Raw genomic sequence first — 11,598 nt, 5'->3', positions numbered from 1 at the left:
CCGAAACCTTGGAAGACTTCATCAAGCAATGGCAAGGCCGGCATGCAACGATTCGTTTCTCGCTGCGCCACCAACTGCCGGATCAATTGGGCACCAGCATCAACATCGCCATTTATCGCGTGGTCCAAGAGGCCGTCATCAATGCAGTCCGTCACGCGCGCCCCACGGCCATCGATGTCGCTGTTGTATGCTCCGACGACAAGGTGAGCGTGAGCGTGCTCGACGATGGCGTCGGCCTGCCGGAAGATTGGTCGCGACCGGGACATTTCGGCTTACGCGGCCTGCAAGAAAGGATGACTATGTTAGGTGGCGCGCTCACCTTGGCCGACCATCAACCGCACGGCGTCGCACTGACTGCTGACATCCCGCTCGGAGCGCGCTCATGATCAAAGTGCTGCTGGTGGACGATCACACCGTAGTCCGCACCGGTTTCCGGCTGCTGCTGGAAACGGTGAGCGACGTGCGCGTCATTGCCGAAGCAGATAGTGGCGAAACGGCCTGTGTGCGTTTCGATGAATTGGCGCCGGACGTCGTGGTGTTGGATCTTTCCATGCCGGGCATGGGCGGCTTGGAAACCATTCGCCGGCTGCGTGCCCGAGACAAAGACGCCAGAACCCTTGCTTTGTCCGCTCATGACGACGCCATGCACGCACGACGTGCACTGAAACAAGGCGCGCTCGGCTTTCTTTCCAAACGCACCGCGCCTGAGACATTGCTCGAAGCCGTACGCACCGTAGCTGCCGGCCAACGTTATATCGATCCGAAACTGGCCCAGGAAATTGCGCTGGCCGAGGTCGCCGGCACGGCCTCGCTGGTGGAAGCCTTGTCTGAACGCGAGTTCGAGGTGTTCCTGCGCTTGGCGAACGGCGCGGCCGTGCCCAAAATCGCCTCGGAGCTGAATCTCTCAACCTCGACCGTGGGCACCCATCTTTACAACATCAAGCAAAAGCTGAACGCCGGCAATCAGGCCGAGCTGACCCTGATTGCGCTCCGGGCGGGCCTGATCGAGCGCTGACCAAACGCCACCGAGAAAGTGTCGTTTCGTCGAGCCGCTTCGTCATACCCCCAGGGAGACAACAAGAGACCAATATCAGCTATGCAATTACGCGACTCGATCTCGACTGTGCTGTACGGGGCGCTGCTGGCCGGAACCGTTCAGACCGGCCTGGCCGCCGATTCGACCATCGACCTGGACGCGGCGCCGCTGAACCATGCGTTGATGAACTTCGCCACCTTGTGTGGCATTACGATCACCGTGCCCGCCGACCTGGCCCGTAACCAAATTTCCGAACCGCTGAAAGGCGAACGCTGCGGCGAGCTGGCCCTGCAACGGCTGCTGCACGGCTCGGGGCTCTCTTATAAGAAGGCGCCGGGCGGTGGCATCGCCATCGTGGCCGTGCCGACCGTACTGAAAACTGCCGCTTTGTCGCCAGCGCCGCGTCCGCTAGCAGCCGTGTCGATTGCAGTCGCTGCCCAGGCGGCCAACGCCGCCCAAGCACCGGTGCTGGAAGAAGTCACCGTCACCGCCGGCAAGCGCGGCGAAGAACGTTTGCAAGACGTGCCGGTCAGTATCACGGCCTTCGATCAAGCCATGATTCAACAGGCCGGCATGGACAATTTCCTGGACTACGCTCGTAACGTGCCGGGCGTGGGCTTCAAGATCACCTCACCCGCCGGCGGTCGCGACGATCTGCGTGGCGGGCGTCGTGTAAACATTCGCGGTATCGAGTCTGGTTTCGATAGCGTGCCGACCACTGCGTTCTATCTCGACGAAGCGCCGGTGCCAGTGATGGATCCAAAACTGTTCGACGTGGAGCGCATCGAAGTGCTGCGTGGTCCGCAAGGCACGCTATACGGCGCGAACTCCATGGGCGGCACCATCCGCGTGGTGCTCAACAAACCGCGCCTCAACGATTATTTCTATGAAGGCGATGTGACGGCGTCGGCCACAGCTCACGGCGACACCGGCTATCGCGTCAACTCCATGGTCAACGCGCCGTTGGTGGACGACAAAGTCGCGCTGCGCGGCGTGATGTTCTATCGCGACGAAGGCGGTTACATCGACAACGTGCTGAGTTTGCAGCCGTCGACCAGTCGCGTCGACGTGCAAAAGGACATCAACACCGAACGCAGCTGGGGTGCGCGTCTCGCCGCGACCATTCAGCCCAATGAGCAGCTGACCATCACGCCGAGCGTGTTCCGTCAGGAAACCACCATTCAAGGGACTCCGACGTATCTGAAGAGTATGGGCGACCTGAAGTTGCTCGCGCGCGATATTCCCGAAGAACAGACCAACAACTTCACTTTGTCCGCGGTGGACGTGAAATATGACTTCGGCAACGGCTTCGAGTTGTTCTCCTCCACGGCCTATTTCGAATCGGTGTCGCTGATTACCGAAGATCTCACCTACGGCAACACGGCTTACTACGGTCCGCTGCCGGACGGTTCGCCGCGCACCACCTGGGCGTTCACGGAGATCGAGCACCAGCGCTTCTCCGAGGAAATTCGTCTGAGCTATCGTGGCGATCGTTGGAATGGCGTGATTGGCGCATTCTTCTTAGATGAACAGCGCGACTTCTGGCAGGACTTCCCGATAGGCGCGCTACGCGATATCTATCCTGATACCGAAAGCATGTTCACCGGCACTCAAAACAACGACGAGCAGCAAGTCGCGGTCTTCAGCGAAGTGAGCGTGAGTCTCACCGACAAGCTGCGCGTCACTGCCGGCGCACGCTGGTTCGACGGCAAGCAAAAGCAGCTGACCAACTACGACAATCATCCCGAATCGGGCAAAGGCTCCGACTCGGCTGTGTCGCCCAAGCTGCAAGTCGACTATCACGTCAACGACGATCACATGGTGTATCTGTCCGGCGCCAAGGGCTTCCGCCCCGGCGGCGCGAACAACATCGTACCGTTGGATGATCTGGCTTGCGTGGACGGCTTGGCACGACTGGGCCTGACCCGTGCACCAACCGACTTCGACGCCGACGAACTGACCAGCTACGAGTTTGGCTGGAAAGCCGAGCTCGCCGAGCGTCGCGTGCGCCTGAACACTTCGGCGTACTTCATCGATTGGAAGGACGTGCAGAAGACCGTGCAGATGCTGAACTGCGGCTTCAGCTTCATCGGCAACATCGGCGCGGCCGAAAGCCGCGGTGGCGAAATCGAGTTCGCCGCCACGCCGATGACTGGTCTCGACCTTACGGCCACCGTCGGTTACACGGATGCGAAGTACACCGAGTCCAGCGACGAAGCCGGCGTGGTCAAAGGCGATCCCTTCCCCATCGTACCCAAGACCACCGCGTCGATCGGTGTGCAGTATCGCTTCGACATCATGAACGGCCGCTCGGCCCACGTGCGTGCCGACGCTCAATACGTCGACGAGTCTCGCTCGGACTTCTACTCGTATGAAGGCTTGCCGGTGATTCAACCCTCGTATGAGCTGGTGAACTTCCGCTTCGGCATGGAGTTGACCGAACGCTTGTCAGTAGTGCTCTCGGTCGACAACGTGCTCGATGAACGCCCCGCATTGGACATGATCGACATCGGCCCGCCGTACGGCTACCTCATGTCGACCTCGCGGCCCAGACAGTACGGACTGACTTTCCGTTACAGCGGACGATGAGCAACGCTGTCGGTCGATTGCCCGCACCAACAAACATCTAACCGCGACGTGACCCGCTGCCTACCGACTTGAGCCCGGTGCGCATGCTCCAATGAATGGTCAATCGATTCTTTGGAGCATGCAGTGACTCTACGGCTCGGCGACACGGCCCCGGATTTCAACGCGCTGACCACTCACGGTCCCATCCAATTCCACGCCTGGCTCGGCGACAGCTGGGCCGTTTTGTTCTCTCATCCCCGCGATTTCACACCCGTTTGCACCACCGAGTTGGGTCAGCTGGCGCAACTACAAGCGGAATTTCAACGCCGCGACGTCAAGCTCATCGGCACGTCGCTCGACACAGTTCAGTCTCACTACCAGTGGCTTCAGGATGTGCGCGAAACCCAGGGCACGTTCATCGACTTCCCGCTCATTGCCGACCTGGATCGCACTGTCGCCGGCTTGTACGGTATGCTGCATCCGAATCACGATGAGTCATTCACGGTGCGCAGCCTGTTCGTGATCGATCCCAAACAGCAGCTGCGTTTGATGCTGACTTATCCGCAGAGTTGCGGTCGCAATTTCGAAGAAGTGTTGCGCGCCATCGACTCGCTGCAGCTCACCGACGAACATCACGTGATTACTCCCGCCCACTGGCGCGTCGGCGACGATGTCATCATCCCGCCGGCGGTGTCCGACGAAGAGGCCCGTCGGGTCTTCGCCAAGGGCTGGCGTTCGCTGACCTCATATTTGCGGCTGACGCCCGATCCGCGGGAGGCCGTGGCATGAACCGGAGAGTGCATGACGGCATTGCGGTCGCGGTCACTGACGAGGAAGCCGATGTCGCCACTCGACAGCTCGCCAGCCGCTCCGGCATCGATGTGTGCCCCGAAGGCGGCGCCGCTTGGTCGGCATTACAAACATTGCGCTCGAACGGATTCATCAAGGACTCGGACCGAGTGGTCGTGTTTAACACCGGCACTGGCCTGAAGTATCGCTGAGATGTTGCCCATCATCGACCTGGCGTTGCTGCGCGAAGGGCCCGCTGCTAAACAACGGCTTGCCGAGCAACTCGACGCGGCGTGTCGGCGCTTTGGATTCTTCTATCTCGTTGGCCACGATGTGCCGATCGAGAGCGTGCAGGTGCTGATGTCTACAGCGCGCCATTTCTTTGCTGGGCCAGTGGAACACAAGCGCGCCATCCACATGTCCAAAGGTGGTCGCGCCTGGCGCGGCTATTTCCAGCTCGGCGAGGAACTGACGTCCGGCCGACCCGATGGCAAGGAGGGCATCTACTTCGGCATCGAGTTAGATGAATCCGACCCACGGGTGCGTGCTGGCACACCACTGCATGGACGCAATCTCTTCCCCGCCACGCCCGATCTGCGCGCAGCCGTGCTCGAGTACATGGAACAACAGACTCGCCTCGGCCAACAGTTGATGTCGTTGCTCGCGCTGGGACTGGGGCTGGACGAAAATTTCTTTCGAGAGCACTACACGGGCGATCCCACCATTCTGTTTCGTATCTTCAATTATCCCCGCGTCCTAGATCCAGCCGACGGCTGGGGCGTGGGCGAGCACACCGACTATGGCTTCATCACCTTATTGAAGCAGGATGACGTCGGTGGCTTACAGGTCAGGCACGGCGAGGGCTGGCTGGAAGTGCCCGCTGTGCCGAACTCGTTTGTTTGTAACGTCGGCGACATGCTCGAACGCCTGACGCATGGCCGTTACTTGTCAGCGCTGCATCGAGTGCGCAGCTCGGCTCAACATGACCGGCTGTCCATGGCGCTGTTCTTCGATCCCGCTTTCGACGCCAGACTCACGCCCATTGCAGGCGTCGGGCCCGAGAGTGACGCACCTCACACTCAGGTGCGCTGGGACGACCTCGATCCCCACGCCGCCGCTCCCAGCTATGGCGAGTACCTGCTCAGCAAGGTTGGCCGGGTGTTCCCGGCACTCCGGGATGCCGCCTTAAAACCCTAAGCGGAACCGCAAGTTAGCCGCCCTTCCGACGTTATACGGCGGTTACATCGTAAGCCGTTATAGCGACATTCGGATTCATTCCTTCTGTGCATGAGGAGCATGGCCTACGCTCGTCCTCACTGTGAACGGCAACGAATCCATCATGTCCACCGAACGCTCCAACGTGATCGCCCTCGCGCCTTATCGCTTCGCGCGCCAGGCCAGCCAGCGCCGGCCGCGTCCGTATGTGATGTGGTATCCGAACGTGGGCTTCATTCCTTCCACGCCGAATGCGCCTAGCACGATTCGCACGCTACGGACTGCTCGCGGACCGGAGTCGATGTGATTTGTGGCCGACTTGAGTTCCCTGCCTCCGGCCGATGCCGATAAGAGCAACGACGACAAGCATTTCGCCCGCGTCATCGGCACCAACCTGCGCCGACTCCGATCGCAAAACAATCTGTCGCTGGAAAAGTTGGCTCGCGCCGCAGGCGTGAGCCGCGCCATGCTCGGTCAGATCGAGCTTGGCCAAAGCGTTCCAACCGTCACCGTGCTGGCACGCATCGCCGATGCGTTCACCTTGCCCATTGCTGCTTTCGTCAACGACCGCAGCGAATCGAACATTACTTTCCTGCCAGCCGCAGATGCCAAGCTGCTGCGCTCGGCCGACGGCACCTTCGTATCGCGAGCGTTATTCCCCTTCGCCGGCAGTCGCAAAGTGGAGTTCTACGAGCTGCGCCTGGCGCCCGGCTGCCATGAAACCAGCGACGCGCACGCCGCCGGCACCAGCGAAAACCTGGTGGTAGCCCATGGAGAGTTGGAGATCAGTGTCGGCGCCGAGGTGCACCGACTGGCGGAAGGAGATGCGGTGTATTTTTCCGCCGACGCGCCCCACAGCTATCGTAACGGGGGCGCGTCCGAGGTCATCGCGTACTTAGTGATGACCTATCCGGAGAGCATCAGCTACTAAAGCTCGATCAGCGCGTGCAGACCATCATCGGCATATTGCCGCACATCATGGTCATCGGCATGCCGCAGTTCATCATCTTGGTCATCATGTCGCAGCACATCTTGAGCATGTCCATGCTCATCATGCCCATCGGCATCATCATGCAGCTCATGCCCTTGGCAGTCATTTCGCACTTCATGCTGGGCATCATGGCCATGCCACAACAGCTCATCATGGGCATGCCGGCACAGGTCATGGTGCAAGCCATGCCGCTGGCCATCATGGACGTCATCATGGTGCACATGTCTTTCATCATGTCCATGGTCATGCCTTCGCCCGGCATCATCATGCACATCATGCCCTGAGCAGTCATTTCACAGCTCATACGGCAGTTCATCGGCATCATCATCGCCATGGGCATGGTCGGCATGCCGTTCATCGGCATGGCCATGTTGCTCATCATCGGCATGGACATCGCTGCGCTCATGATCTCTCCTCGAAGTGGTTGCAAGTCGGTTATATAACCGAAACTTCAGAGCATCATAGCTTTTAGTTCTAAAGCAGGCAACTCAATGATTTGCCTGCATTTTCTCCAACATAGCGGATGGACCGCCGCTAGCACGGACGGCTCCTTGCGGTCAGCCGCCCTTGAGCTTCTGCACGATTTCCAAGGACTTAGTGACGTTTTCCGCCGGATTCAGACCGCCCACGGTGGCGGCGATCTTGCCGTCCGGGGTCACGACGAAGGTGGTGCGCTCGGCGAAGCCGTGGTCGATGTCCTTGCCGCGCGTGTCCTTCTTGCCTGAGCCCGCTTCCCGAACCTGCAGATCGTAGGAGCGCGAGATCTTGCCGTCGGCATCCGAAGCGGTGGCGAATTTTCCGGCGCAGTACTCGGGATCGGCAGAGAAATCGTTGAGGCGCTCGATGCTGTCGAGCGAGACGCCAATGATGGTCGCGCCGGCGGCAGCGAACTTGTCGCTGTTGACGGCGAAGGTGTGCGCTTGAACGTTACAGCCGCCGGTGTACGCCGACGGATAGAAGTACACCACCACCGGTCCCTTCTTGAGCGCGTCCTTGAGCGAGAACTTGAACGGCTTACCGGCCAGCGACGCTTGGGCAACGAAATCAGGGGCCGCCGCTCCTGCTTGCAATGCTGCCGCCGCCGGCAACGCCGCACCGAGCGCTAACAGACCGGTCAACAACAAACCTTTCGAGCTGTGGTTCATGACGACTCCAACAAATGCTGCCCAAAAACTCATTGATACGAATCGCAGCGCGCATCGTATCGCCTCGTGAACTGACGTGCTCAAGTCTTGAAGGGCCGCCGCGGTTCCGACTTGCAGGTCGAGGTAACCAGGTTCGTGACCGAGCCGGCGCTGACGAATCGTCGATAGATATCGGCCACACAATCTCGCCATTCGGTGTGGCCACGAGCGTTGAGCACGACCTCGGCGCGATTCGTAAAACCTTTGCTGGCATGCTCGGTGAACCATAACGGGCTGGCCGGATCGGTATCGCCAGAGACGAACAACGCCGGCACCGACGAATGCACCGGATCTCGGTAGCCAGCCGGTAGCGAAGCCTTGGGCCACTTGGCACAAGCCGCCTGTTGTTGTCGCACTCGGTAGTCGCCGATGTAGGTACCCGCCGTGGCCGCTGCGATTTCCGACTCAACGATGAAGGGAATGTCTTCGTTACAGCCAATGGAAAAAAACAATCCAAAACTGAGGGCCGACGAAATCGAACGCGCATTCTCTAAAAGGTCATTGGTGATCGAGCGATAGTCGCCGAGATACGCCCGATGAATGGCGTATGGAATCGCATCTGCCCCATCGGCTCGATACATCATCGACCGCAGCCGCTCGGCGATGCGCCCGCGATTCAATGTCACCTGCTCCACCTGCCCGGGGATGCTGACGACAACTTTCCCAGCATCCAACCTTTGCATCACCTGGACCAGTTCGTCACGCACGTTCGGGAACGCCGTTCGACACTCTGGCTGCGTCTCGCAAGCTGCCAGCACTTTATCCATCGCCGACTGTGCCGCCTTACTCATCGGCAGCGGAATGGCCACGTCGATGGGGACGATGCTCCACATGAATACAGTGCGCACGCTATCCGGATGAGTCTTGATGAACACCTGAGCGGCGCGAGTACCGTACGAGCCCGCGAACAAATTCATCGGCGCATAACCGAGCAGCCGACGGATGTGCTCGAGATCGCGAGCGAAATGCGCGTAGCTGTATTGAGTGAGGTCGGCGCCTCGGCTCAACTCGATGGCGCATTTCTCAATCGTTGCCTGTGGAAAAACATCACGAAAAATGGCCTGTGCGCTCTGCCCCGCGTAAATATCGCAGCCGAGCCGATGCGACTTGCCCGTGCCGCGTTGATCGATGAACAACAGATCGCGATCACGCCGCAAGGGTGCCAGTAGCTTCGCGAAGTCGGCAGCCGCGCCAATCGCCTCCTCGCCCGGGCCACCCATTAATATAAGAATGGGATCGGGCAGTGCCTGGCCGTGCGCCGGCAACACCCCGACGCTGATTCCCAAGCGACGCCCGTCAGGCTTGGCCGGATTCTCCGGCACATCGACCACTGCGCACTGCGCAGCTTCGGCAATGCCCGGCAGCTGGCAGGGAGCCAACACATTCGCCGCCACCATGACCAGCACACTTAGCACATCCATAAGCTGTCCTTGAGCAACCGCCCCGCTATCTGAACACAGCAGGGAACCATTCGACAGGATGCTTCGTGTGAGGCTTAATGGAACTCATGGTTTCGCAGAAGCGCGCCCGTCCGTCGCATGCCAACGCGGCAGCCGAGTTCGATCATCTGCTGCGGGATCACGTGCCCGTGCTGTATCGCTCCGCTTATCGATGGACCGGGGCCGTGGATCGGGCCGAGGATCTGGTGCAGGAGCTGTTGGTCCGTCTATTTCCCAAGCTCGATGAATTGCGTGAACTGGATCGCATTCGGCCTTGGGCACTGCGCGTGATGTATCGAATCTTCGTCGACCAGGTGCGCCGCGAACGCCGCTCGCCGGTGCAATTCGGCAACGAGCTGTCGGAAGACGGCGCCGAGGAAGACAGCCAGGAGCTGATCGATCCCAGCTTCGGCCCGGCCGACATCGTCGAACAGGAGCTCACTCAGGACCGAGTGGTGGCCGCCTGGGAGACCCTGAACGAGCAACAGCGCGTGGTATTGTCGATGCATGACATCGAGGACTACAGCCTGCCGGAGCTGGCTCAGATCATGGACTTACCGGTGGGCACCTTGAAATCGCGCTTGCACCGGGCCCGCGCCAAACTCCGGGAATTGCTGAAAACGGAACGAAATCCGCCGCCGGATCGTGTATGAAGCGTGTGGATAATGCGAGCCGACGATCGGGCCATTACCGTGGATAAAGACTCCGACATTCTGCGCCGGGCGCTACGACGCCTGCCCGCACCGGAGCCACGTCCTGACTTTGTGGAACGTGCGCTCGCCAAGGCCACAGGCCAAAGCCCAGTGGCCCGCGGCCAGCTTGCTCATCTATTCGGTCGCTGGGAAACCTGGGTGGGCGCAGCGTTCGGCGCTGCTGTCGCCGTCGCACTGACCCTGGTCATCTTGTTCCGACCGGTGGATCTCGCTGCGCCGAGCATCACGCTCGCACTCAACGAAATGCGTGACATCGACGTGCTGATCGATTCCGAACGAACCTTGGAAGATGCCACCATCCGTATCATCGCCAGCGGCAGCGTGACCCTGGACGGCTTCGACGACGAACGCGAAATCGATTGGCAGGCGCATCTGGACCAAGGTCGCAACGTGCTATCGCTGCCGGTAGTGGCCCGTGCTACCGGGGCCGGTCAACTGGTAGCGGTCGTGGAACACGAGGGACGCACCCGGCGCGTCACCGTCAACCTCAAGGTTCGTGACGGCGAACCCTCACGATCATGATGCCGGTCACACCTCACCGCTTGCCACGCCTGCGACGGGCGACGATCATTCAGGGACGAGTGAAGTACGCAACGTTCATGGTCCTGACCTTGCTGGCGCACAGCGCATGGGCGCAACAGCGGCCGGCGTCGCAGCCTGGGCCAAAACGCGACGATCTCGACGTGACCATGCAGATCATCGTGGACCCTGATGCCAAGCTGCCCGACGAAGTCGTTCGCCGAATTCCGCTGCCCGAGCGCAAGGCTGTCGACCCGTCCGCCGCGCCCCCGACTCAGCCACCACCGAAGGACGGCGACAAGCCGCGCCGAGACCGTGGTCGCGAAGCCAAGGAGCTGGGTCGAGACATCGGCCAGGCAGCCAACGACCGTTCCAAGGAAGCATCCGAACAGCGCGAGCAAGCGCGACGTGCTGCTGCCGAAGAACGGCGTCGTAACGACGACAAGAACAACCCGCCTCCGCAGAATCCTCCGAGCCGCCCGCCTCGCCCCTGAGCGATTCGGCTTGCGGCTGCGCTATGCCGCGCTCCTCACCCTGACTCTGTTCGCGTTCCTGCACAGCTCAGTGCAGGCTCAGAATGCCGATGCCGCCGAACAATTTCGCGCCGGCAGCACCGCGTTCCAAGCAGGCGACTACTCGAGTGCGTTGAATGATTTCGAAGCCGCGCTCGCCGGCGGTATGACCGGCCCCGCGGTTCATTTCAACATCGGTGTCAGCGCCTATCGGCTCGGTCGTTACGACCGGGCGCACCAAGCATTCGAAATCGTCGCACGCACGCCAACGATGGCCGGGCTCGCGTACTACAACTTGGGATTGGTCGAACTCCAACGCAACGACGACACAGCCGCCACCGCTTGGTTCGCCCGAGTCGCACCAGCCACGGAGGACGAACAACTCCGCCAACTAGCTTCTGCGCGACTCGCCGAACTGCACCCGCTAGCGCCGCCTCCGGAACGAAAGTGGATTGGCTACGCGGCTCTCGGCATCGGTCACGACGACAACGTGGCGTTGGTCTCGAACTCCGAAGTGCTCGGCATCAGCGACGCCGAAGACAACTTCGCCGAAGCCCAACTCGCATTCAGCGTGCCGCTGGCCAGCGCCTGGCGAATCGACGCCGGCCTCACCGCGGTGAACTATCAAGAGC

General features: G+C 60.7%; 15 protein-coding genes. 13 read left to right on the top strand and 2 right to left on the bottom strand.

Features of this window, described 5'->3' with window-relative positions; translation table 11 throughout:
* The 9 genes from JNL55_RS24065 to JNL55_RS24025 all read left to right on the top strand — a co-directional run.
* A partial coding sequence (locus JNL55_RS24065; RefSeq protein WP_293860160.1) for a sensor histidine kinase occupies positions 1-386 on the top strand: 386 nt, incomplete at its 5' end.
* Positions 383-1,015: a response regulator transcription factor gene (locus JNL55_RS24060; RefSeq protein WP_293860157.1), complete on the top strand. Its 633-nt coding sequence runs from the start codon at positions 383-385 to the stop codon at positions 1,013-1,015. The genes JNL55_RS24065 and JNL55_RS24060, both read left to right, overlap by 4 nt.
* Positions 1,016-1,096: 81 nt before the next feature.
* Positions 1,097-3,625, top strand: a complete 2,529-nt coding sequence (locus JNL55_RS24055) for a TonB-dependent receptor (protein WP_293860154.1) — start codon at positions 1,097-1,099, stop codon at positions 3,623-3,625.
* Positions 3,626-3,748: 123 nt separating this feature from the next.
* Complete coding sequence (locus JNL55_RS24050; protein WP_293860152.1) at positions 3,749-4,393, top strand: peroxiredoxin; 645 nt, start codon at positions 3,749-3,751, stop codon at positions 4,391-4,393.
* Complete coding sequence (locus tag JNL55_RS24045) at positions 4,390-4,605, top strand: pyridoxal-phosphate dependent enzyme (protein WP_293860150.1); 216 nt, start codon at positions 4,390-4,392, stop codon at positions 4,603-4,605. The genes JNL55_RS24050 and JNL55_RS24045 overlap by 4 nt, the downstream gene beginning before the upstream one ends.
* Position 4,606: 1 nt before the next feature.
* Positions 4,607-5,590: an isopenicillin N synthase family dioxygenase gene (locus JNL55_RS24040; protein WP_293860147.1), complete on the top strand. Its 984-nt coding sequence runs from the start codon at positions 4,607-4,609 to the stop codon at positions 5,588-5,590.
* A gap of 142 nt (positions 5,591-5,732) precedes the next feature.
* Positions 5,733-5,915, top strand: a complete 183-nt coding sequence (locus tag JNL55_RS24035; RefSeq protein ID WP_293860144.1) for a hypothetical protein — start codon at positions 5,733-5,735, stop codon at positions 5,913-5,915.
* Between the two features lie 3 nt (positions 5,916-5,918).
* Positions 5,919-6,539, top strand: coding sequence for a helix-turn-helix domain-containing protein (locus tag JNL55_RS24030; protein WP_415923156.1), 621 nt, complete (start codon positions 5,919-5,921; stop codon positions 6,537-6,539).
* A gap of 14 nt (positions 6,540-6,553) precedes the next feature.
* Positions 6,554-6,883, top strand: coding sequence for a hypothetical protein (locus JNL55_RS24025; RefSeq protein ID WP_293860138.1), 330 nt, complete (start codon positions 6,554-6,556; stop codon positions 6,881-6,883).
* A 273-nt stretch (positions 6,884-7,156) separates the two neighbouring features.
* Here JNL55_RS24025 and JNL55_RS24020 read toward each other — a convergent pair whose 3' ends face one another.
* Both JNL55_RS24020 and JNL55_RS24015 read right to left on the bottom strand, forming a co-directional pair.
* A complete protein-coding gene (locus tag JNL55_RS24020) occupies positions 7,157-7,744 on the bottom strand; it encodes a peroxiredoxin (RefSeq protein WP_293860136.1) in 588 nt (195 codons plus the stop codon).
* An 80-nt stretch (positions 7,745-7,824) separates the two neighbouring features.
* Positions 7,825-9,204 carry an alpha/beta fold hydrolase gene (locus tag JNL55_RS24015; protein WP_293860132.1) on the bottom strand — a complete coding sequence of 460 codons (1,380 nt, stop codon included), beginning with the start codon at positions 9,202-9,204 and terminating at the stop codon, positions 7,825-7,827.
* A 77-nt stretch (positions 9,205-9,281) separates the two neighbouring features.
* Here JNL55_RS24015 and JNL55_RS24010 point away from each other — a divergent pair, with 77 nt between their 5' ends.
* From JNL55_RS24010 to JNL55_RS23995, 4 genes are all read left to right on the top strand, one after another.
* A complete protein-coding gene (locus JNL55_RS24010) occupies positions 9,282-9,875 on the top strand; it encodes an RNA polymerase sigma factor (protein WP_293860129.1) in 594 nt (197 codons plus the stop codon).
* 12 nt (positions 9,876-9,887) lie between these two features.
* The gene (locus JNL55_RS24005) at positions 9,888-10,457 is read left to right on the top strand and encodes a hypothetical protein (protein WP_293860126.1); all 570 of its coding nucleotides are present in this window, start codon (positions 9,888-9,890) and stop codon (positions 10,455-10,457) included.
* Positions 10,458-10,516: 59 nt separating this feature from the next.
* Positions 10,517-10,948 (top strand): hypothetical protein, encoded by a 432-nt coding sequence (locus JNL55_RS24000; RefSeq protein WP_293860123.1) that lies wholly within the window; start codon positions 10,517-10,519, stop codon positions 10,946-10,948.
* Between the two features lie 10 nt (positions 10,949-10,958).
* A partial coding sequence (locus JNL55_RS23995) for a tetratricopeptide repeat protein (RefSeq protein WP_293860120.1) occupies positions 10,959-11,598 on the top strand: 640 nt, incomplete at its 3' end.

The sequence above is a fragment of the Steroidobacter sp. genome (genome assembly GCF_016790065.1).
GTDB lineage: Bacteria > Pseudomonadota > Gammaproteobacteria > Steroidobacterales > Steroidobacteraceae > Steroidobacter.
The sequence above is the reverse complement of the archived record's forward strand: the minus strand, read 5'-3'. Positions and strand labels throughout refer to the sequence as shown.

Coding starts and splice junctions, on each gene's coding strand:
- JNL55_RS24060 (WP_293860157.1), top strand. CDS start 383: ATGATCAAAGTGCTGCTGGTGGACGATCACACCGTAGTCCGCACCGGT.
- JNL55_RS24055 (WP_293860154.1), top strand. CDS start 1,097: ATGCAATTACGCGACTCGATCTCGACTGTGCTGTACGGGGCGCTGCTG.
- JNL55_RS24045 (WP_293860150.1), top strand. CDS start 4,390: ATGAACCGGAGAGTGCATGACGGCATTGCGGTCGCGGTCACTGACGAG.
- JNL55_RS24040 (WP_293860147.1), top strand. CDS start 4,607: ATGTTGCCCATCATCGACCTGGCGTTGCTGCGCGAAGGGCCCGCTGCT.
- JNL55_RS24035 (WP_293860144.1), top strand. CDS start 5,733: ATGTCCACCGAACGCTCCAACGTGATCGCCCTCGCGCCTTATCGCTTC.
- JNL55_RS24020 (WP_293860136.1), bottom strand. CDS start 7,744: ATGAACCACAGCTCGAAAGGTTTGTTGTTGACCGGTCTGTTAGCGCTC.
- JNL55_RS24015 (WP_293860132.1), bottom strand. CDS start 9,204: ATGGATGTGCTAAGTGTGCTGGTCATGGTGGCGGCGAATGTGTTGGCT.
- JNL55_RS24010 (WP_293860129.1), top strand. CDS start 9,282: ATGGAACTCATGGTTTCGCAGAAGCGCGCCCGTCCGTCGCATGCCAAC.
- JNL55_RS24005 (WP_293860126.1), top strand. CDS start 9,888: ATGCGAGCCGACGATCGGGCCATTACCGTGGATAAAGACTCCGACATT.